This is a genomic window from Arcticibacter sp., from assembly GCF_053551015.1.
Window position 1 is genome coordinate 80,840 of the sequence record NZ_JBMQOB010000018.1, and the last position, 20,483, is coordinate 101,322.

Here is a 20,483-nt window from a genome sequence, read left to right on the forward strand (position 1 = left end):
ATCTTCCTGGCCAATTTGAAGCATTGAATCATACTTGTATTCATCGAATTGTTTATGTTACTCACTCAACTTAAATCTAAATCCATCGCGCATCGCCCTTGCAACGGTTGAAACGTGTTCCGGGAAGTCGTTGAATGTTTTCTTTCTGAGAGAGAGCTTCCCAATGGCAAGGACACGTTGTACATTCATGAATGCGGCCCGACTGACTGCGATATACGGATTGCCGAACTTACGGTCGATAATGATCTGGTTCCGGATGCGGTAATAGAGCTTCCAGTCGACAGAGATACCGTTGAGCGGTGGGTTTATCATTTTAGTCATGATTGCGTCGCGTACAAATCCAACCTTAAATCCCGCCTGATGTACCCTTGCAGAGTAGTCTGTATCATCGTAGAAGATGAAGTAGCGTTTATCCACCCAGCCTACTTTCTCAATTACTTTCCTCGAAAACATGGGTCCCTCGAAAGGGAAGGAAACGATTGTCTTTATTTTCTCCTGGTCGAGGAAGTCGGATGACTTAACCGGAATGGTGGCCTCAGGCTTGAAGGGGTTTCTGAAATTGAATTTCGAACCGTATCTCCATTCTGATTCCGAGTTAAAGAATTTCCTGTCGGGTTGCAGTACGTCGAATTGATTTTTATAGACCGCATTAGCGGTGATCATCTTTTCTAGGCAATTGATAAGCGGATCGACATCATCGTCCATCATCCAGATCCAGTCGAAATTTCTGGCATAAGCTTCTTTCATTCCCCGATAGAAACCTGCTGCACCACCACCATTCTCCTGGTGGATAACGGTCAGATCGGGTTGTGCATCAAGCCATTGTTTTGTTCCGTCTGTGCTGCTGTTGTTGATGACAATGATGGCATCAAGTGGCTTGGTTTGCTTTCGGAGGGAATCGATGCATCCCTTTAAGAGAGCAAGCCTGTTGAAGGTAACGACTACTGCGGCGTATGTATTCATTTATATCTGTTTATAAACCTTTTTTTTTAGTGCGAAGACGAATGGTCTCAGAAGCTGGAAGAGGTGACTCGGGCGGAAGTAGTTGATGTCGATCAGCCGGATCTTTCGCAGGTACAGGAAGATCCACATGGTTGATGTGATGAAAACCTCTGTCAGCAGCCAGGCCCAGGCGGTGCCTGTTGCTCCGGTCTGTTTAGAGAGAAAGTAGTTCAGTATCAATCCTACGCCTGCTCCTACGAGCGTGATGTTGAAAAACTGCTTGTCCATCTTCAGGTTGATCATGGTCTGAATCCCGAAGAGATCACCCAAAGCAAGAATCAAGGGTACAAAGCACAGGATGCGTAATACGGTGGCAGCCTCGCCAAACTGGCTTCCGTAGAACATCTGGATCATCCATGGAGCCAGAATCCAGATGAGGGCACCTGAAACGGCAGTAAAGATGGTGATGAAAGGGACGAGCTGGCTAACTTTGGCCACGCCCTGAGCCTGGCTCTTTCCAAAGCTTTCGCCTATAAAGGGGAATAGCGAGAGCCGCAATGGCAGGGAGACAAAGGTTTGCATGATCATAATGAGTTTCCAGCCGGCGGTATAAAAAGCCACATCTGTGTTTGTTTGCACGAGTCCCAGGATGATCGTATTCGTTGTGGTATAGAGCGTTACCACAATCATGGAAAAGAAGATCATCTTCTCCGTCCACAGTAATGAAAGGATCTTTTTTAGCCTGACTACAAAGATCCGCAGGTCGTACTTTTTAATTGCCCAAAGAAAGGAGCCCAGGCCCACAGCGATCTGCGATAAGCTCAAAATCAGCGGCTGCAGTGCATAATCCTCTTCTTTTTTTACGATAAACAGAATCGATAGGGTGAAAAGCAGTTTTGATACAAAGTTGAATACCGCGATCTGGTGCAGCTCCTGCATCCCCTGATAAAGCCAGTTGGGTGTGATGACAAGCGAAAAGCACGCGATATAGGTGTATATAAAAAGTGCTTTATCTGCAGCGATAGCCGGAACCAGGAAAAGTGAGGGTATGAAGACCAGAAGGGAGAGGATAAGTAAGAAAACTTTAGCGAACAAGATCTCGCTGAAAATTCTGTTCCGTTCTTCCTGGTCGTGGGGAGCCCTCGCAATTGCACGTGTTGCCGTTAAGTCAAAACCATAATTAATGAGTAGTGAAAAATAGGTGACAATGGCGGCAGCGAAGTTTATCGCTCCAAATTTATCAGGACCAATAATCCTGGCGATGACGGGTACAGTTAACAGCGGCAGGAAGTTGTTGGCAAATTGAACAAGGCTTAACGAGAAGAAGTTCCTGGCCAGCCTTTTTCCTGAGCTGAGTTGTTTCGTTGACTCCAAGTTAGGTATTGCTAAGTAAAAGGCGATTGGATACCTCTCTGACCAGCGAGTGCAGCGAGTGTTTTTTCTGCGTGTTCATAGCAGTGTAATATTCATATCCGTACTTGTATTCTCCGCGCTTCTGAATAGCATTGAAGACGATCTGCATCCGGGGAAGCTTGTGTTCCTTAAAGATCTTCTTCACAAAGCCGAGATGTTTACGATAGGAGAAGTTCTGTCTGACGACATATAAAGAGGCATCGGCAACACGTGAAATGATCATGGCATCAGTCACCAGGAATATCGGCGGCGTATCCAGGATAATGTCGTCGTACTCAGAGCGAAGCCATTCTATCAATTCATCTATCTCGATTTGCTCGAGAAGCTCCGATGGATTTTCCGGCAACGTTCCTGTGCCGATGATGGATAAGTTGGGATGGAGTGCGGAAGATCTGGTTATCTGATCGATCGATGCGTGACCGTCAAGGAAGTCACTTAATCCGGGTCCTGTGCCGACGTTAAAGTTCGTGGCGATTTTAGGTTTGCGCAGATCGAGCTCCAGGATAACTGTTTTTCTTCCCGAGGCTGCGAGAGCCACTCCGAGATTGCTGGCAACAAAGCTTTTTCCTTCTCCCGCTATGCTGGAAGTGATGAGGGTAACCCGTCCGCTCTTTTTCTTGTCATGGAGATAGAGGAGATTGGTGCGCAGTGAGCGGAACTGTTCTCCGATAGCAAAGCGGCTTTTGTTATGCACCACGATCGGCGACTTGGAATATTCATACACGAGTTCTGCTGTGACAGGTACCCCGGTACGTTCGATCTGTTCTGTGGATACGATCTTGTTGTTCAGTAGTTGCCGGCCAAAGAGGATAGACGCGGGTAGCAGGATACCTATGAAAAGAGCAAGCGAGTAGGTCAGCGGCTTCTTATATGTATCGAGGTAGGCGCTATCGACAGTCTGGCTGAAAGCCAGGGTCGATGCGTGGCTCAGGGCCGCTTCTTCACGTTTCTGTAGAAGATAGAGGTAGAGGTTCTCCTTGATGCTTTGCTGGCGCTTGATACTTACAAGCTGGCGTTCGTCGCTGGGCAGACTGCGTATGGAACCCTTGAACCCGGAGTTGAAGGATTCTAGTTGACGGCGGGTCGATACTAATGAACCTTTTATGTTGTTGATGTTCTGCTTGATCGCATTTTTTGTGCTGGCAATCTGTTGTCTGATCGGCTCAAAAGCAGGGTTCTTTTCAGGGAGGGTACCCATGAGCTGCTGATACTGAAGCTGAAGATCGATCAACTTGCTTACCCAGGACGTGAGAGCCGGATCGTCGATTCCAATGGTCGAAGGTGCACTGGTGTTGGCGTTATCGGGCGAATTGACGTAGCGTTCGATTCCCTTGATGACGTTCAGCTGTACGTCGACCTCATTCAGGTGGGCATCGTTCACCCGGACATTATCCAGATAGACCTTCGATTCAGATGAGATATCGGTTAATCCTCTACTGCTTCTGAAGCCTTCAACATCTTTTTCGACGGCGTTCAATTCGCCGGTTAATGAGGCAAGGCGTTCGTCGATAAACTTCAGTGCTGTGCCGGCGACTCTTTCCTTTTCCTTTTCAGAGGCCAGATTGTACTGAACAATCAGTTGGTTCAGTATGTCTTTTCCACGTTTCAAAACATTTTCCTGAATGCTTAGCTCCACCACAGAGGCGTTCTTGTTGACCTCTGCTGCTTGTATACGTCCGAGTAGCTGGTCTGTAGCGATTTCGGGATCCTTGATCCTGACGCTGATCACTTTGCCGACGTAATTTTCAAAATTTGGTGTTTTCTGAAGCTTCCATGAACCGAATTTGTTTTTAAGCTGATCGGAGAAACGGAACTCACGTACATTACCTTCCTCATCTTTCAGAGAAAAGATATCGTCGTTGATAATGGTGATCAGGAAATTACGGGATTCAAAGTCCTGGCCTTTGCGTACCAGAACGAACTTGACAGGTGATTGTCCGTAAAGATCTTCACTCACTATTTTGCCCTTTTCCTCGTAGTTCGTCCAGAGTTCCAGGTTTTTAACTACCTGCTGTATCACAGAGCGTGATTTCAGTATTTCGATCTCATCTTCTACACTTTTACCCGTCTGATAAGGCTTGATAATCTCGTTAAGTGATGACTCGGAGCTGGGATTACTTTTTTCTGCCTTTATGAGCAGTTTTGCTTTGACGATATATTCAGGTTTAGCATAGTGTAAATAGACATATGCGACAGCCAGAGAGCTGATGATACATACAAGAAACAAAGGCCAATAGTATAGGTACTTCGATATGGTTTCCCCAAAGTTACCCGAGCCGTTCTCTTCGTCTTTTTCTATAAAGCGCGTAAGGGGTGTGTTTTCACTATTCATTTGATGATTATTTTGGGGTTTTAGCGGGTCAGCAGGATAACCACGATGGACAGGGCAGAAAGCAATATGCTGATGTTCCTGTAGCTGTTATCCACGCTTGCGTACTTGTTTTTGCCTGGCTGTATATAGAGGATGTCGTTTGTCTTCAGGTAGTAATAGGGGGAGTTGAAAAGCTTTTTCGATGTCAAATCTATCGGGATATACTCGCGATTGCCTTCTTGCTCTCTGATGAGTATTATGTTGCTGCGCAAGGCAGTTATGTTGAGATCGCCCGCCAGGGTTATTGCTTCGGGTATGCTTATGCGCTGGTTCGTAACAGGATACACGCCCGGGCGCAGTACGTCGCCCATAACAGACACCTTAAAGTTCAACAATCGAACATTTACGACAGGCTGCTTCAGGTATTCGGTGAGCTGCTGCTGGATTTTTTCTCTTACACCCGAAATGGTGAGGCCAGAAACCTTTACACTTCCGATCAAAGGCAATTGTACCTGTCCCTTTTCGTCCACCAGATATCCCACTACCGGGTTATTGGCATTTTGAGCTGTTCCTGTTATAGTGTTTAAATTATAGTTGAAGACGGAGGAGGCTTCTGAGTTGAGGCTGCTCACGCTAATACCCAGGATGTCCTCGGGCTGTATGGTAATGGGATTGAAGTTGGAGATCGATTCTTTAGCCGGCGCATTTTGATTGAGGTCCTGAAAGTAGGGGACCCCCTTATAGCTGCATGCCGGAAGAAGAAGAACGAAAAGGACGGATAAAAAAATAAGATGTTTATACATAGTTGAGGATTTAAAGTCGCAGAGCTTCGCCACTCCAGTTACATGTAACTGCTTTTATGATAGGGAATAGGATGGTAGATGGCGTAAAACAATTCAAAAGTAGCTGAAAATCAACATCTAAAAATTGCTTCTCCGCGTTTGTTGAATGTTCTGTGGAATTTGAGCAAATACCTTTCTCTGCGTGATTTTAAATTTCGCAGCTGGTTAATTTTTGTTCGCGCAATGGCTCGCAATCTTATCGTTTGCAGAAAAAGTGTCTCAGAAATCAGACAGCCCGGCCGATGAATCCCGACCTTTTCCGATGCCGCTGGTCTGGTCCTGAGTAAAGGTTAAAACCTGAATTTCATATTTTGGTCAGGAGGTTCTCAAAACCTCGTTCCCGTTGCTTCACAATACTTTACAATATCGTACTCATATCCCCCCAGTGTCGCTTTTTTCTGCTCAAGCCGCTTTACTTTAGCTCTAAATCAGGCAGAGATAAACAGATAATATTTAAAAAAAACACATATGAAAGCAGTAATACTCGCAGGGGGTTATGGTACCAGAATTAGTGAGGAAAGTGGTGTCAGACCAAAGCCGATGGTAGAAATCGGAGGCAGGCCAATTCTATGGCACATCATGAAGATTTATTCACACTATGGCATCAATGACTTTATTATCTGTTGCGGGTATAAGGGTCATGTCATAAAGGAATATTTTGCAAATTACTTCCTATACAACTCAGATGTGACCTTCGACATGTCGAATAACAGCATGGAGGTGCATAGAGTGCATTCAGAACCCTGGAAGGTGACGTTGGTAAATACTGGCTATAATACCATGACCGGCGGCCGACTCAAGCGGGTTAAAGAATATTTGGGAAATGAGACGTTCTGTATGACCTACGGCGATGGAATGAGCGACCTGGATATCGGTGCAGTCATTTCATTTCACCGTATGCAGGGTACCCTGGCCACCCTTACTGCGGTTCAGCAGCCGGGACGTTTTGGCGCGTTCAATCTGGGTGCAGAAGATACTAAGGTCAGCAGGTTTCAGGAGAAGCCTCACGGGGAAGAAATGCCCTGGATAAATGGAGGCTTTTTCGTTTTGGAGCCCGAAGTGATCGATTATATTCAGGGAGATGAAAGCATTTGGGAGCGCGAACCACTCGAAATGCTCTCCAAGGAAGGTGAGCTTTCAGCGTACCGCCACAATGGCTTCTGGCAGCCTATGGATACCTTACGTGACAAGACCGCTCTGGAAGACATGTGGCAGCAAGGCAAGGCCCCCTGGTACAACAAGATCATGTCCACTAATCAAGTAAGCTACTAAATCTACAATCGCTTTATATGAAAATTTTAATTACCGGTAATATGGGATACGTAGGCCCAGGCGTTATCAGCCATCTACGTAAGACGTTTCCTGATGCTACTCTCGTCGGATACGATATGGCTTATTTTGCATCGTCCCTGACGAACGCAGTTGTGCTTCCTGAACATAATCTTGATGTCCAGTTGTTTGGCGATGTAAGATGTATGTCGCCTGAGATCCTCGAAGGTGTAACTGCTGTTGTCCACCTGGCCGCGATCTCCAATGATCCCATGGGAAATAAATACGAAAAGATCACGCTTGACGTAAATTACCGTTCATCAATTGTTATCGCCAAGATGGCGAAAGCAGCTGGTGTCAGCTCTTTCATTTTCGCTTCCAGCTGCAGTGTGTATGGCGCTGCAGGAGATCAGGCGAAAATAGAAAGTTCCGCATTGAATCCGCTGACGGCTTATGCTAAGTCGAAGGTATTTACAGAATTGGATTTGGAACACCTTGCAGATGATCAGTTTACAATAACGTGTTTGCGGTTCGCAACGGCATGCGGGATGAGTGACCGTTTGCGTCTTGACCTTGTTTTGAACGACTTTGTCGCTGCTGCTGTAGTCTCCGGACAGATCAGTATCCTGAGTGACGGAAGCCCATGGCGCCCTTTGATCCATGTGAAGGATATGGCAAGAGCAATAGAGTGGGGAATTAAAAGGGAGACCGCAAATGGCGGTGAGTTCCTGTCAGTAAATGCAGGATCAGACGAATGGAACTATCAGGTAAAGGATCTTGCAGAAGCCGTTGTAGCGGTAATTCCGGGAACTACCGTTCACTTGAATACCGAGGCGCTTCCTGACAAGCGTTCTTACCGTGTGAGTTTCGAGCAATTCAGAAGGCTTGCTCCCGATCACCAGCCGTTATATACTTTGAAGCAGACCGTTGGTGAGCTGTACGAAGGGCTTACTTCCATGAAGTTCTCCAATCGGGAGTTCAGGGATTCTTTGCTGATGAGGCTGAAATTGCTGACCAGCTTGCAGGAGCGGGAATTTATCAACGAAGACCTCGAGTGGCAGCACAAGCGGAAGCAAAGTTTCAATATACAATCTTCACTGGAAACCGTTTAATCAATATCAGATGATTTTTACAGAAACAAAATTAAAAGGCGCATTTGTAATAGACGTGAAGCGACTGGAAGACGAACGTGGTTTTTTTGGCCGTTCTTATTGCCAGACGGAGTTTGAAAAATATGGACTGAACACCTCTGTGGTTCAGGCTAACGTGAGCTATAATTTACAAAAAGGCACGCTGAGAGGCATGCATATGCAGCTTGCCCCTTTTGAAGAGACCAAGCTGGTGCGTTGTACCAGAGGGGCTATTTACGACGTAATCGTTGACCTGCGGGGAGATTCGGCGACATTCAGGCAGTGGATAGGTGTAGAACTAAGAGCCGATAGTTATAAAATGCTATACGTTCCTGAAGGGTTTGCACATGGCTTTATCACACTGGAAGATAATACGGATGTAACGTATCAGGTAACTCAATTTTATACAGCAGGTTCAGAAAGAGGATACCGGTTTGATGATCCCGCTTTCGGAATTGTCTGGCCGATTGAACCGCTTGTAATTTCTCCAAAAGACCTCAGTCACCCATTATTCGAGTCTGTACTGGCATCCTAAAGGAATGCCGGTTCAGAATTGGTTAAAATAATACGTAAATGATGAGCTACGATGAAAAAAATCGTCTATATCCCGCTGCAAAGGTTTTTATAACCTCTGCGTATAACGACCCTGAACCAATCTCGTCCTTCATGCAGTTTGCCAGGCAGGACAAGGTTAAAAGGCATGTTCTGGTAGATAGTCCCGAAGAAGCAGATATTATACTGTTTGTTGAGAACTCGCGATACCATTTTGATCCTTCCTTTAGTGTGTTAAAAAACAACATATTGGTGAAGAAGTATGGTACTAAGGTTTTTATGTATAATCCGCATGACAAGCCCTGGTTTGTACTAAGGGGGCTGTACGCGTGCATGCCGCAAAGGCGTCATAACCGTGAACTGATCGCCGCTACACCGTACTTTGAAACTACCAATGCTTTTATCGAATGTGATTTTAGTATCAAACCGAGGTTTCTGTTCTCCTTCATGGGGAGCCTGAGCTCTCCGATTAGAAAAAAAATTGTCAAGCTTAGTCACCCGCGGGGGTGTGTCAATGACTCGTTCGGCGAATCCTTTGGAAATCATGGTGTTTCATCTAAAATGCAATACGCGAACCTGTTTTCTGAAAGCAAATTTGTGCTTTGTCCCCGTGGTTTCGGACCCTCATCTATCCGTTTGTTTGAGGCCATGCGGGCGGGAAGAGTACCCGTTATTATTTCAGATGAATGGGTAAGTCCTGGAGGATTGCCATGGTCGGAGTTCGCTGTGTTTATACCAGAAAGCCGTGTAGATGAAATTCCGGAGCTACTAGAGAGGGAAGAGCCTGACTGGGAGAGAAAAGCGAAGCTGGCCAGGCAGGTTTGGGAGGAGAACTTTGCTCCTGATACCCTCTTTAATTATAGTATAAACAATCTGCTCACGCTAAAGAAAACAACGGCGACAGATATGAACATCTACCTGCGACTAAGCCATACAATAGCTTTTCTAAGGTATTGCTTCGGCAAGCGCGTGGTACAGGAAATAAGATCTTCACTTCACCTTTAAAAAAAATCATGATAATCGTTGATACAGCTCTGGCGAAGCGCCAGGAAGAAAACAGACCGGTAAGAGTCGGTATGGTAGGCGCGGGCTTTATGGGCAGAGGAATTGCTCTTCAGATTGCTCAGTACGTGCCGGGAATGGAATTGGTGGCTATTGCTAACCGTACCCTTGGTAATGCAGGACGAGCTTATACAGAGGCAGGTATTTCAGAGATCAATACTGTCTCTACACTGGAAGGCCTGGAAGCCAACATCCGGAATTCTGTGGTGAGTATTACAGATGACGCGATGTTGCTCTGTGAAGCAGAGGGCATAGATGCGGTGATCGAAGTTACCGGAGCCGTTGAGTTTGGTGCTAAGGTTGCGTTGGCGGCTATCCGTAATAAAAAGCATATCATCCTGATGGATGCAGAAGTGGATGGAACCGTAGGTCCCATTTTAAAAGTCTACGCGGATCAGCAGGGCGTGGTATTTACGAATGTTGACGGTGATCAGCCAGGTGTTGAGATGAACCTTTACCGCTTCGTGAAATCCCTTGGGGTAAAACCTGTGCTCTGTGGGAACATCAAGGGTTTGCACGACCCATACCGTAACCCAACTACTCAGGAGGGATTTGCTAAGAAATGGGGGCAGAAGCCCGCGATGGTAGCTTCATTCGCAGATGGAAGCAAGATCTCTTTTGAGCAGGCAATAGTAGCTAATGGTACAGGCATGCGCGTTGCGAAAAGAGGAATGCACGGTCCGAGTCTGCCTTCGGGAACACCTTTGAAAGAAGTGCTCAGTGCTTATCCCCTGGAGGATCTGCTGGAAGGACCCGGAATTGTCGACTATGTAGTTGGCGCAGAACCAGGTCCGGGTGTATTCGTATTAGGTACACATGATCACCCCGCCCAGAAGCATTACCTGAACCTCTATAAGCTCGGGGAGGGACCACTCTATCTTTTCTATACCCCATATCACCTCTGCCATTTCGAGGTACCATTAACCGTTGCACGAGCGGTCTTGTTTCAAGATGCAGCCCTCGCCCCCTTAGGTGCGCCTTGCGTTGAAGTTGTGGCTACAGCAAAGATCGACCTTAAAGCAGGTGAAGTTATCGACGGTATAGGCCATTATATGACTTACGGCTTATGTGAGAACGCAGATACCACAGCGACGCAAAACTTGTTACCGCTTGGTGTTGCAGAAGGTTGTATCCTGAAAAACGATATTGCGAAAGATCAGGTCATCACATATGATGATGTTATTCTTCCTGAAGGAAGACTCATCGACCAGTTAAGAGCTGAACAGGTTCAGTACTTCGGACGACTTCGTGAAACAGAGGAGTTGTTGAGCAGCATTTGATTTCATTCTGACAGAAATAGACAATAACATCATCAAGGGTGGTATGATCATCATATCACCCTTGCTTTGGTATTTCGAACACCTGCCTAATCGATACTCTGCCGCCCAAAAGTAGCAGAAATAACGCGTTCCAATCCTCCAGTTGAAGCTAACTTATACCTAAAATCAATTAAACATTAATATATTTGGGTCAAGAAAAGCTGCTTTTCTTCTTTCCGTTCTCAGCATTCAATGAAAACTCGCTATTCGTATCTTTTTCACTACTTACTGATTATAACAGATCTTCTGGTTGTAAATCTTGCGTTTTTTCTTGCATGGTATTATGTCTTTGGAGTAAAATCTTCATTTGAGTTGTCATATCGAAATATCCTACTGGTTACTAACCTGGTGTGGCTTTCATTGGCGAGCTTTTTTGGCATGTACCGCCGGACCCGGTTGGGGACACTTCGAGCTATCTTTAAGTCTTGTGCTAAAGCATATTTCGGTCACATCATCCTGATGGGATTTTATTTGTTTTTTTCCGGATTGAAGCCCATGGTGCCAGATAACTTTATCATCGCGTATTATGTCGGCCTCGGATCCATGTTTTTCATCAGCCGTCTTGGAGCAGCGTTTATCGAACTGGGCTTGTTCCGGTATCTGAATGTTAGAAGGCCGGTACTTATTATTCCACAGAATAGTATGGGACTTCGGCTTGCTTCTAATCTTGAAATGAACCAGAACTATCATTTTAGAGGCTTTAAATTTACAAGTGATACGGACCTTTTTGATTCCAGGACAGGTGCTTTGAATCCTGAAGTGTCTAAGGTATTCAGTGAATGTTCTGCAAAGGGGATCAATGATATCTATGTTATACTTAACTATGAGCATCTGAAATACGGGCCTGCTCTTGATGAAGAGGCTGAGCGCGCATGTGTACGTTTAAATATAGTGCCTGACCTCGTTGGAAAACTGTCTATGCCCTATAGCACCGAGCACATGGGGCAGTTTACCGTCATCAGCCTGCGGCATGAGCCTTTGGAAAGTATCCAGAACCGCTTCAAGAAACGGGTGTTTGATCTTATATTCAGCAGCCTGGTTATCTGCTTTCTCATGAGCTGGCTTGTTCCTTTGCTGGCAATCATTATCAAGGCTCAGAGCAGAGGCCCTGTTTTCTTTAAGCAGCTCAGGAGCGGCAGGAATAATGAACCGTTTTACTGCTATAAGTTTAGGAGTATGCGTGTAAATGACGACAGTAACTCCAGACAGGCTACCAAAAATGACGATCGAATAACGGCCATAGGAAAATTCATGAGGCGAACGAGTATAGATGAACTTCCTCAATTCTTCAATGTGTTAATCGGAAATATGAGTGTGATCGGGCCTAGGCCACACATGTTAAAGCATACAGAGCAATATAGTGCAATCATTGACCAATATATGGTAAGGCAGTTTCTGAAGCCAGGCATCAGCGGCTTAGCACAAGTGAATGGGTTTAGAGGAGAAACCGAGGACCCCGAATTGATGAGGAAGCGTGTAGAGTATGACTTAATGTATATGGAGAGCTGGCGCCTGTCTCTCGACGTAAAGCTTGTACTTCTAACCATTATCAACACCTTTAAGAAAGAAGAAAGGGCTTATTAGTCTGTCATTGTTTCATGTTCTTTTGGTTAAACATGTAATAATGACATATTTAAGAGTCGTAAGCGTCCTAAAAAACAGTAATTTCCCTGATGGCATTTCCTTTGAAAAGAGAGTTTAGTAATTAAAAACTAAAGGAGAAAAGATATGTCACTCATAAAATTCAGCAACACCCGAAGACCACAGTTTACACCAGCATTCAACGACCTTTTTGAGTCTGTCTTCAATGATTCATCAATCTCAGGCAGATTAATGTCAAAGATTCCGGCGGTAAATATCAGTGAGAACAAAGAAAAGTACTTTATAGACCTTGCAGCGCCTGGGCTAACAAAGGAAGACTTTAAAATCGAGCTTGATAAAAATCTGCTGACTATTTCAGTAGAACCAAAGGCGGAAACTCAGGTCGACCCGAAGCGTTATAGTAGACGTGAGTTCAACTACAGTTCTTTTTCGCGTTCGTTTGCACTGCCTGAAAGTGCTGATGATTCGGGAATTGACGCCGAATATCTTCAGGGAGTTCTATCAATCCACGTAGCAAAGAAGGAGCAGGCAAAACCAGTTTCCAGGAAAATTGAAATTAAATAATCGCTGAAATATGCGAGTCGTAAGCCGCCGGACATCGTTAAGGCGGCTTTTTTGCGTTTCTGCTATTCAGATTAAGGGGTGAAGTAAGACTTCGGTAACTGATACCAGAGGGATTTATCCGTAACGGAATTGTGTATTTGATCTGAAAGTCTTATTGAATGGGTACTTTTGCGCAAAACCAACACACTTAGTATTGATGAAGCGTTACTTTTTATTATTCATCCAGATGGCATTCAGTTGTCTGATCTTTGCACAAGCGATTCCTGAGAGGCTATCCTCTATACCTCACAAGTCGCAAGTCGGTGCATCTAATATGCCGCGCGAAATTGCCCCTGTTATCGCTCCGTTCACCATGCCGCAGTTTAAAAGGCCAGTTTTTCCATCCCGTAGATTGAGCATCACGAAAATGGGAGCGAAGCGAAACAGGATGTCGACGGGAGCAATTCAGTCGGCGATCGATAAGTTGAACAGCCAGGGCGGCGGCATAGTCATTGTGCCCAAAGGTATCTGGAAAACAGGGAGGATATCTTTGAAGAGCAATGTGAACCTGCATCTGGAAGAAGGTGCCGAACTACATTTTAGTTCAGAAGTGGAAGATTACCGTCCCGCGGTGTTTACCCGGAATGAAGGTATTGAGCTTATGTCGCTCGGCGCATGTATTTATGCAAATGGTCAGACCAATATCGCAGTGACAGGTAAAGGGAAGCTCGTAGGCCCCGGACAGGGTTCTGTACGCAAGCAGGTGATGGAGGTAGATGTTATCGAGAACGTTGTGCCCTGGGATAAGCCTGTTTCAGAGCGCGTGTATGAAGGATATAACGGCGAGTTTATTTTCCTTCCGATGTTTATATCACCCATTAACTGTAAAGATGTTTTCATAGAGGGAGTTTCATTGGAAAATACCGCCTTTTGGAATATCGTTCCGGTTTATTGTGAGGGGGTAATTATCAGAGGAGTTACAGTTAACTCCGTTGGTATTCCCAGGGGGGATGGCATTGATGTGGAGTCATCAAGGAATGTGCTGATTGAATATTGTACACTGGCGTCGGGTGATGATTGCTTCACCATTAAGGCAGGAAGGAGTAAAGACGGTCTCCGTGTGAACAAGCCTACAGAGAACGTTGTGATCCGTTATAGCCTAGCCCGAAAAGGTCATGGCGGTATTACCTGCGGAAGTGAAACTGCCGGTATGATCCGCAACCTTTATGTTCATGATTGCGTCTTTGACGAAACAGGAGTGGGCATCCGCTTCAAGACCCGTAGGAACCGCGGGGGTGGGGGAGAGAATATCACCTATGAGCGTATCCGGATGAACCTGGAACATACGGCCTTCAATTGGGATATGCTGGGTAGTACTACGCATATGGGTGATCTGGCCAGCAGATTTCCGGCAAGGGAGCTTAACGAACTAACCCCGGTGTTTCGTAACATCACCATCCGGGATATTATTGTAGAGAGGTCTTCGCAATTTATTAAGATCAACAGTATTCCAGAGTCTCCATTGAATAATGTTACCCTCGACAATATCTCCGTGGTTTCAGATAAACTCATCACTATCAATGATGCTCAGAATATCCTGATCAGGAATGCAAGTGTTCTGTCAAAAGACTCAGAGATACGAATTGACGCTTCCAAAAACGTTGTTTTCGACAAGATGAGTGTAGAGGTACAGGCTGCTAAGTAGTTACCTCAGAAGGTGGGTGGAGTCCTTCTGCCCACCTCTTCATGTTTTTAGCTAAAATGATACAGAGTTATGAATATATTCTACAATGAGAATTGTTCAAACGGTTGTACATTTGTCTCATTATAATACCTTATTCCCTTCAAACAGCATTCACGGTGGTTTGTTTGCGCTGCTATTTATGGTGCCGCAAGGGATGTAAGTTTTTTGTTATACTATATTAACCATATTTATGATTTATTTATTCGAAAGTGTTGCATCTGGCAGGTCCTCTTGCCGGAGCATCTTCAGAACATTGAAGATGGTCACTGTGTTGCTGTTGACTGGCGTGATCCAGGCAGGCGCCGTTGATCGTCCGTTCTATTCATCCGAATTGATGTCTTCATCTGCCGCTCCTATCACAGGAACGGTAGTTGCCTCTGACGGCGAGCCCCTGCCGGGTGCCAGCATCCTGGTAAAAGGTACTACCCAGGGAGCCTCTACTGATATCAACGGTAAGTTCCGCTTGAACCTTACATCAAACGGACCGGTAACCCTCGTAGTAAAATATGTTGGTTTCAAAACCAAGGAAGTAGTTGTAAATGGAGGTCAGGCAAATGTGACGATCACCCTTGATAGCGATGATTCTATCCTTGATGAAGTTGTAGTAATCGGTTACGGTACTGTAAAGAAGAGAGATCTCACCGGATCTGTTGCTTCTGTAAAGACCGAAGATATCACACGCGTGCCTACTCACAATGCCGTTGATGCGATCCAGGGTAAAGTTGCGGGTGCCGACATTACGCGTAGCTCAGGTGCTGCAGGTGGTACCCCTAATATCACCATCCGTGGTAACAGAACCATCCTGGGGGCACAGAACGGACCGCTTACCATTATTGACGGTTATCAGGGTGGAAACATCAACGACCTGAATCCAAATGATATCGAGTCTATCGATGTATTAAAGGATGCATCTTCTACAGCAATCTATGGTGCGCAGGGTGCAAACGGGGTAATTATTGTTACCACCAAAAAGGGTGCTGAAGGGAAAGCCAAAGTATCTTATGATGCGTACTATGGCGTCAACAACTATATGTTCCCTGAAGGCCGCAGCGGACAAGATTACATCAATCTTCGCCGTGAAGCGTATCGGACCAGCGGCCTCTGGAAATCAGAAGCAGATGATCGCCTGATCTTCTCTGAACTTCCCGGAGAATGGGAAGCTTTACAGGCCGGTCAGTGGGTTAACTGGGTAGATGAGTTGAAACAAACCGGCTCTCAGCAAAGCCACGCAATATCTGTAACTGCCGGATCTGAAAATACAAAGATTTTCGCTTCAGGAGGTGTCTTCCAGGAAGATGGTATGTTGAAGAACAATGACTATACCCGTTACAACGGAAGGTTTAATATTGATCAGAAGATCAACGACTGGGCAAAAATCGGCGTACTTACGCAGGCAACTTACTCCAAGCAGAACACACGTGTTGACCCTATGGGAAGAGCAATAAGCACCAGCCCTTTCGGAACGGCATATGACGCAAACGGTATGGTTGTTACGTATCCGATCGTATCTGACGCAACGACAATCAGTCCACTTGCTGACGAAAAGAACGAGCACATTGCACGCAACAACACTTTAAGGTCTAACATGATGGTGAACGGGTTTGTGGAGTTGAAGCCTGTAAAAGGTCTGACCATCCGCAGTAGCCTGGGAACGAACATCACTTCCACTCGTCAGGGTGTTTATAATGACGGACAGTCGCTGCAACGCTACAACCAGAGAACTTCTTTCGCATCATCAGAGAGCGGTTTAGACAGAAACCTGAACTGGGATAACGTAGTAACCTATAACAAGGAGGTAAACGACCACTCATTTACCGTTACTGGAATCACCAGCTACATTCAGGGCGATTACGATGGTACATATGCAGATGGCGTTGGTCAGTTATTAGGATCTCAATTATTCTATGGGTTAAACTCTACATCGACAGCGAACGTACGGAACATCCGTTCCCCGTATACTGCTTGGAATAACATGGCTTACGCCGGTAGATTAAACTATAGCTATAAAGGAAAATATTTACTTACAGCGTCAGGACGTTATGACGGATCATCCCGTCTGGCACCAGGAAACAAATGGGATTTCTTCCCCTCAGTTGCTCTTGGATGGAATATCAAGGATGAATCATTCCTGAAAGATGTCAGAGCGATCAGTAACCTGAAACTTCGCGCAAGCTATGGGGTATCAGGTAATTTTGCCCTTCCAGTTTACGGAACCCAGGGGGTTGTAGATTTCGGCACACAAATGAGTTTCGGTGAAGTTGCCGCTCCGATCTATACTTTCGCTGCAACCGCAGGAAACCAGAAGCTTGGATGGGAGAAGTCAGCTACTACTGATATCGGTTTTGATCTTGGATTGTTGGGCAACCGTATTAACATTACGGCAGATTACTACAATACCATTACATCTGATATCCTGTTACAGCGCACATTGCCACTTTCTTCAGGTGTTTCTAACGTTTTTGAAAACATCGGAGAAACCAGAAATCGTGGTATCGAGCTCGGTATTACGTCTGAGAACATCAGAAATAATAACCTGAGATGGTCTACTACTCTAACGTTCTCCAAGAACAAGGAAGAGATTACCGAACTGATCAACGGTGTTGACCTGATAAGCGGTGAGCGTAATTCCCTACTGATCGGCAGACCTGTAAAATCATTCTATACGTTCAGAAAACTAGGTATCTGGCAGACTGAAGAAGCTGATCTTGCTAAACAATATACTTTTGAAGGTAAGCCTTTCCAACCCGGCGATATCAAGCTTGCGGATTTGAACGGCGACGGAAAGATCACAGCTGATGCCGACCGCGAATACATCGGATCAACTGTTCCGAAGTGGGTAGCAGGTTTACAAAACACCGTAAGCTACAAATCTTTTGACTTTAACGTGTTTGCTGTAGTTCGTTACGGACAGATGCTTGATGCTCAGGTTCTGGGTCGCTACAACACCTCAGGAACAGGAAACGGCCCGGCAAGTTTAGATTACTGGACACCGGAAAACCCAACAAACGATTATCCTCGTCCGAAAAACGGTACTACAATCAGCAACTATGCAGGTTATCAGACTTTGAGCTTCGTTGATGGTTCTTACTTCAAGATCAGAAACGTAACCCTCGGTTACACCCTGCCTACGGCCGTTGCGAACAAAATGAAGGTTAGTAAGCTACGCTTCTATGCGACAGCCTCAAACTTGTTCACTATCTCAAAGAGTCATCTCGTAAAGGATTACGATCCTGAAAGAGGAGGTAACGAGTCTAATCCACTGGGTAGTCAATTCGTATTCGGTTTAAACTTTAACCTGTAAGATTAACAACAATGAAATTAAGAAATATAGCAATCGCGGGGATGGTAAGTGTAACCTTATTTTCCTGTAGAGATCTCGAAGAATATAACCCATCTGGCAGCACAGCTGAAGCAGTATGGAACACTCCCGAAGGATTTGTTACCCTGGTGAACTCAGCTTACCAGCAGCAAAGAAACTGGTACGGTAAGGAAGACGGCGTATTTATGTCGGAATCCGGATCAGACCTTTGGTATAACAGCGATAAAGGCAGCTATGCTGCTCAGCTTACACAATATGCCGGACTTGGAGCTGCGACAGGTAACCCGAACCGTGCTGCATGGACCCTTCTCTGGAGAGGTATCAACCAGTGTAATGCTGGTATCAACAGAATCGATCAAGCTGGTTTCACCAACGAGGCGGAAAAGAACAAGCGTTTAGCTGAACTTCGTTTCATGCGCGCTTTTTACTACTGGCATGTGGTTGAAACATGGGGTGGTGTGATGCTCAGAACCGAGGAAACTAACGATCCTGCAGGTGTACTGACTGCTAAACGCAGCTCCGTGGAAGATTTCTACACTCTGATTCTTTCAGACCTGCAGTTCGCTTCTGAAAACCTTCCTTTAAAGAAAGACTGGGGTAACGAATACAGCCGTGCCAGCAAGCAGGCGGCCCTCGGATTTCTGGCAAGAGCATACCTGTCAAGAGCATACTATGCATCAGGTACGGAGCGTGCAGACTTCTTTACCAAAGCACGTAATACGGCTAATGAGGTCATTAATAAAAAAGGTGAATTTGGCGTAGACCTTTGGGCGAACTATGCCGATATGTGGAAACCTTCTAACAATAAAGGAAACAAAGAAGCATTGTATGTGATCAGTAACTCTTCAAACTTCGGTTTGAACGCTGACCTGAATGGTAACCGTTTATACCAGGTTTTCCAGGCGCCATACAACGGCAGACCCGGTCTGGAGAGAGATCTCGCCAACGGATACGAGAGCAGCCGTCGCCTGATGTCTTCATTACACTTACTTGACCTTTTTGATGCAAGCAAAGATGCGCGTTATAATGGCAGCTTTCAGGAAGTATGGATTGCGAACAAGGCTTATACGTGGACAGCGGCTGATGTTACAGCCTATGGAAAAGACGCAAGCCTTGTAGGAAAGAAGATCAATATCGGCGATACTGCCATGGTTGCTACCAAAAACGTTATACCAAACAAGGCACTTAAGACCTACGTGGTATATGACAGGAACGATGTCTATAATTCCAACAGAACTATTGTGAACGGTCGTTTCTATGTAAACATGAAGAAATTCATGGATCCGGATCGTACCAACGCAAACGCACAGCCAGGGTTCAAAGACGTGATCGTGATGCGTCTTGCTGAAATGTACCTGATCTCCGCAGAGGCTGAAATGGAGCTCGGAAACAAGGGTGCGGCCGCAGAGATGATCAACGTATTGCGCAGACGTGCAGCTGTAAAAGCTCCTGCAGACCGTACTGCAGAGATGCTGGTTACCGCATCTGACATCAATAAAGAATTCATTCTTGATGAAAGAGCACGTGAGTTAGCTGGTGAGCATATCAGATGGTTTGACTTGAAGCGTATGCTGGGCAGCGGAACTAACGGAGATGCTTTCGCGGCTTATATCAGAGCGAAGAATCCGGATATTACCGAAGTTAAGAACTTCCATATCCTTCGTCCGATCAGACAAGAAGAGCTAAACTCTCTTCTGAATGGTGCTGAATTCGGGCAAAATCCAGGTTACTAAGCAAGGAATTTTTATATGAGGTTGAATAGGCTGTCCCCAAAAAGGGCAGCCTATTTTGTTTTAAGGGATTTTGTAGTCCGATTTTTAGGCGTAATTATTACCATCCCGCGTCTAAACAGATACACAGATAGGTTCCCGCGTTGTACTGCCGAAAGGTGAAATCTACATCTCGGATTCGCTCAGCGTTCAGGGTCTGGGATCAGTCGGCTTCGGCTGAGTTGGTGGTGCTATAGGTTTTGGACCTGGCTCCGTTGGTCTGGGATCCAGTGGGGTTGGTGATGGATGCGGGCTTGGAGTAGAGTCACTGGGCAGGGGAGTAGGGGCAGGCGTCGGTACAGGATTTACGTTTGTATCTACGGTATCCTGACTGACGATGCGTTGACTGATTAACACCTTGCTGCCTGACGCACTCAATGAAAGGAGCGCTATAGAAATGATAGCTAAAATAGGAACGATGAAATGTTTCATAGTAGTAGAATTAAGTAGTAGATATTGATGACTTATCTAAAACTGTGCCACTACTAGATTACTACTGGTTGATTCCTAATAGATTGACGATTCGTAATTGGCTGTCTTGCTCGTCTCAGAACAATTCAGGGAATCATCAAACATAAATTTTAAAAGTGTTGTTGTAGGACCATGTACCTAATGAAGACACCATAACTATCCGGTAAACACTGGTATCCATCGGTGCGTGTACTA

The 20,483-nt window shown here is 45.5% G+C and carries 15 protein-coding genes; 10 read left to right on the forward strand and 5 right to left on the reverse strand.

The annotated features are described in order from the left end of the window. Positions 1-57: 57 nt before the first annotated feature. Genes ACO1NU_RS12165 through ACO1NU_RS12180 form a run of 4 tightly spaced genes read right to left on the reverse strand, consistent with a single transcriptional unit; the run spans position 58 to position 5,469 of the window. Positions 58-963 (reverse strand): glycosyltransferase family 2 protein, encoded by a 906-nt coding sequence (locus ACO1NU_RS12165; RefSeq protein WP_448818759.1) that lies wholly within the window; start codon positions 961-963, stop codon positions 58-60. Then, positions 964-2,316 carry a flippase gene (locus tag ACO1NU_RS12170; RefSeq protein WP_448818760.1) on the reverse strand — a complete coding sequence of 451 codons (1,353 nt, stop codon included), beginning with the start codon at positions 2,314-2,316 and terminating at the stop codon, positions 964-966. Between the two features lies 1 nt (position 2,317). After that, positions 2,318-4,687: a GumC family protein gene (locus ACO1NU_RS12175; protein WP_448818761.1), complete on the reverse strand. Its 2,370-nt coding sequence runs from the start codon at positions 4,685-4,687 to the stop codon at positions 2,318-2,320. 20 nt (positions 4,688-4,707) lie between these two features. Then, entirely contained in the window at positions 4,708-5,469 is a 762-nt protein-coding gene (locus ACO1NU_RS12180; RefSeq protein WP_448818762.1) for a polysaccharide biosynthesis/export family protein, read from the reverse strand. Positions 5,470-5,976: 507 nt separating this feature from the next. On the opposite strand from ACO1NU_RS12180, the gene rfbF reads away from it, so the two are divergent. The 10 genes from rfbF (at position 5,977) to ACO1NU_RS12230 (ending at position 19,781) form a co-directional block, all read left to right on the forward strand. Next, positions 5,977-6,780 (forward strand): glucose-1-phosphate cytidylyltransferase, encoded by an 804-nt coding sequence (gene rfbF, locus ACO1NU_RS12185; protein ID WP_448818763.1) that lies wholly within the window; start codon positions 5,977-5,979, stop codon positions 6,778-6,780. Between the two features lie 17 nt (positions 6,781-6,797). Then, complete coding sequence (locus ACO1NU_RS12190; protein WP_448818764.1) at positions 6,798-7,889, forward strand: NAD-dependent epimerase/dehydratase family protein; 1,092 nt, start codon at positions 6,798-6,800, stop codon at positions 7,887-7,889. Between the two features lie 10 nt (positions 7,890-7,899). Then, positions 7,900-8,442, forward strand: a complete 543-nt coding sequence (gene rfbC, locus ACO1NU_RS12195) for a dTDP-4-dehydrorhamnose 3,5-epimerase (protein WP_448818765.1) — start codon at positions 7,900-7,902, stop codon at positions 8,440-8,442. Between the two features lie 38 nt (positions 8,443-8,480). Beyond that, positions 8,481-9,464: an exostosin domain-containing protein gene (locus ACO1NU_RS12200; protein WP_448818766.1), complete on the forward strand. Its 984-nt coding sequence runs from the start codon at positions 8,481-8,483 to the stop codon at positions 9,462-9,464. Between the two features lie 8 nt (positions 9,465-9,472). Then, positions 9,473-10,801 (forward strand): NAD(P)H-dependent oxidoreductase, encoded by a 1,329-nt coding sequence (locus ACO1NU_RS12205; RefSeq protein ID WP_448818767.1) that lies wholly within the window; start codon positions 9,473-9,475, stop codon positions 10,799-10,801. Positions 10,802-11,032: 231 nt separating this feature from the next. Continuing rightward, entirely contained in the window at positions 11,033-12,424 is a 1,392-nt protein-coding gene (locus tag ACO1NU_RS12210; protein WP_448818768.1) for an exopolysaccharide biosynthesis polyprenyl glycosylphosphotransferase, read from the forward strand. Positions 12,425-12,568: 144 nt separating this feature from the next. Then, complete coding sequence (locus tag ACO1NU_RS12215) at positions 12,569-13,006, forward strand: Hsp20/alpha crystallin family protein (protein ID WP_448818769.1); 438 nt, start codon at positions 12,569-12,571, stop codon at positions 13,004-13,006. Between the two features lie 226 nt (positions 13,007-13,232). Then, entirely contained in the window at positions 13,233-14,690 is a 1,458-nt protein-coding gene (locus tag ACO1NU_RS12220) for a glycoside hydrolase family 28 protein (RefSeq protein ID WP_448818770.1), read from the forward strand. 229 nt (positions 14,691-14,919) lie between these two features. Further along, the gene (locus ACO1NU_RS12225; protein ID WP_448818771.1) at positions 14,920-18,030 is read left to right on the forward strand and encodes a SusC/RagA family TonB-linked outer membrane protein; all 3,111 of its coding nucleotides are present in this window, start codon (positions 14,920-14,922) and stop codon (positions 18,028-18,030) included. An 11-nt stretch (positions 18,031-18,041) separates the two neighbouring features. Beyond that, a complete protein-coding gene (locus tag ACO1NU_RS12230; protein WP_448818772.1) occupies positions 18,042-19,781 on the forward strand; it encodes a RagB/SusD family nutrient uptake outer membrane protein in 1,740 nt (579 codons plus the stop codon). 186 nt (positions 19,782-19,967) lie between these two features. On the opposite strand, the gene ACO1NU_RS12235 is transcribed toward ACO1NU_RS12230, so the two are convergent. Then, positions 19,968-20,249 carry a hypothetical protein gene (locus tag ACO1NU_RS12235; protein WP_448818773.1) on the reverse strand — a complete coding sequence of 94 codons (282 nt, stop codon included), beginning with the start codon at positions 20,247-20,249 and terminating at the stop codon, positions 19,968-19,970. Positions 20,250-20,483: the final 234 nt, after the last annotated feature.

Coding starts and splice junctions, on each gene's coding strand:
- ACO1NU_RS12165 (WP_448818759.1), bottom strand. CDS start 963: ATGAATACATACGCCGCAGTAGTCGTTACCTTCAACAGGCTTGCTCTC.
- ACO1NU_RS12175 (WP_448818761.1), bottom strand. CDS start 4,687: ATGAATAGTGAAAACACACCCCTTACGCGCTTTATAGAAAAAGACGAA.
- ACO1NU_RS12180 (WP_448818762.1), bottom strand. CDS start 5,469: ATGTATAAACATCTTATTTTTTTATCCGTCCTTTTCGTTCTTCTTCTT.
- rfbF (WP_448818763.1), top strand. CDS start 5,977: ATGAAAGCAGTAATACTCGCAGGGGGTTATGGTACCAGAATTAGTGAG.
- ACO1NU_RS12190 (WP_448818764.1), top strand. CDS start 6,798: ATGAAAATTTTAATTACCGGTAATATGGGATACGTAGGCCCAGGCGTT.
- rfbC (WP_448818765.1), top strand. CDS start 7,900: ATGATTTTTACAGAAACAAAATTAAAAGGCGCATTTGTAATAGACGTG.
- ACO1NU_RS12200 (WP_448818766.1), top strand. CDS start 8,481: ATGATGAGCTACGATGAAAAAAATCGTCTATATCCCGCTGCAAAGGTT.
- ACO1NU_RS12205 (WP_448818767.1), top strand. CDS start 9,473: ATGATAATCGTTGATACAGCTCTGGCGAAGCGCCAGGAAGAAAACAGA.
- ACO1NU_RS12210 (WP_448818768.1), top strand. CDS start 11,033: ATGAAAACTCGCTATTCGTATCTTTTTCACTACTTACTGATTATAACA.
- ACO1NU_RS12215 (WP_448818769.1), top strand. CDS start 12,569: ATGTCACTCATAAAATTCAGCAACACCCGAAGACCACAGTTTACACCA.
- ACO1NU_RS12220 (WP_448818770.1), top strand. CDS start 13,233: ATGGCATTCAGTTGTCTGATCTTTGCACAAGCGATTCCTGAGAGGCTA.
- ACO1NU_RS12225 (WP_448818771.1), top strand. CDS start 14,920: ATGATTTATTTATTCGAAAGTGTTGCATCTGGCAGGTCCTCTTGCCGG.
- ACO1NU_RS12230 (WP_448818772.1), top strand. CDS start 18,042: ATGAAATTAAGAAATATAGCAATCGCGGGGATGGTAAGTGTAACCTTA.
- ACO1NU_RS12235 (WP_448818773.1), bottom strand. CDS start 20,249: ATGAAACATTTCATCGTTCCTATTTTAGCTATCATTTCTATAGCGCTC.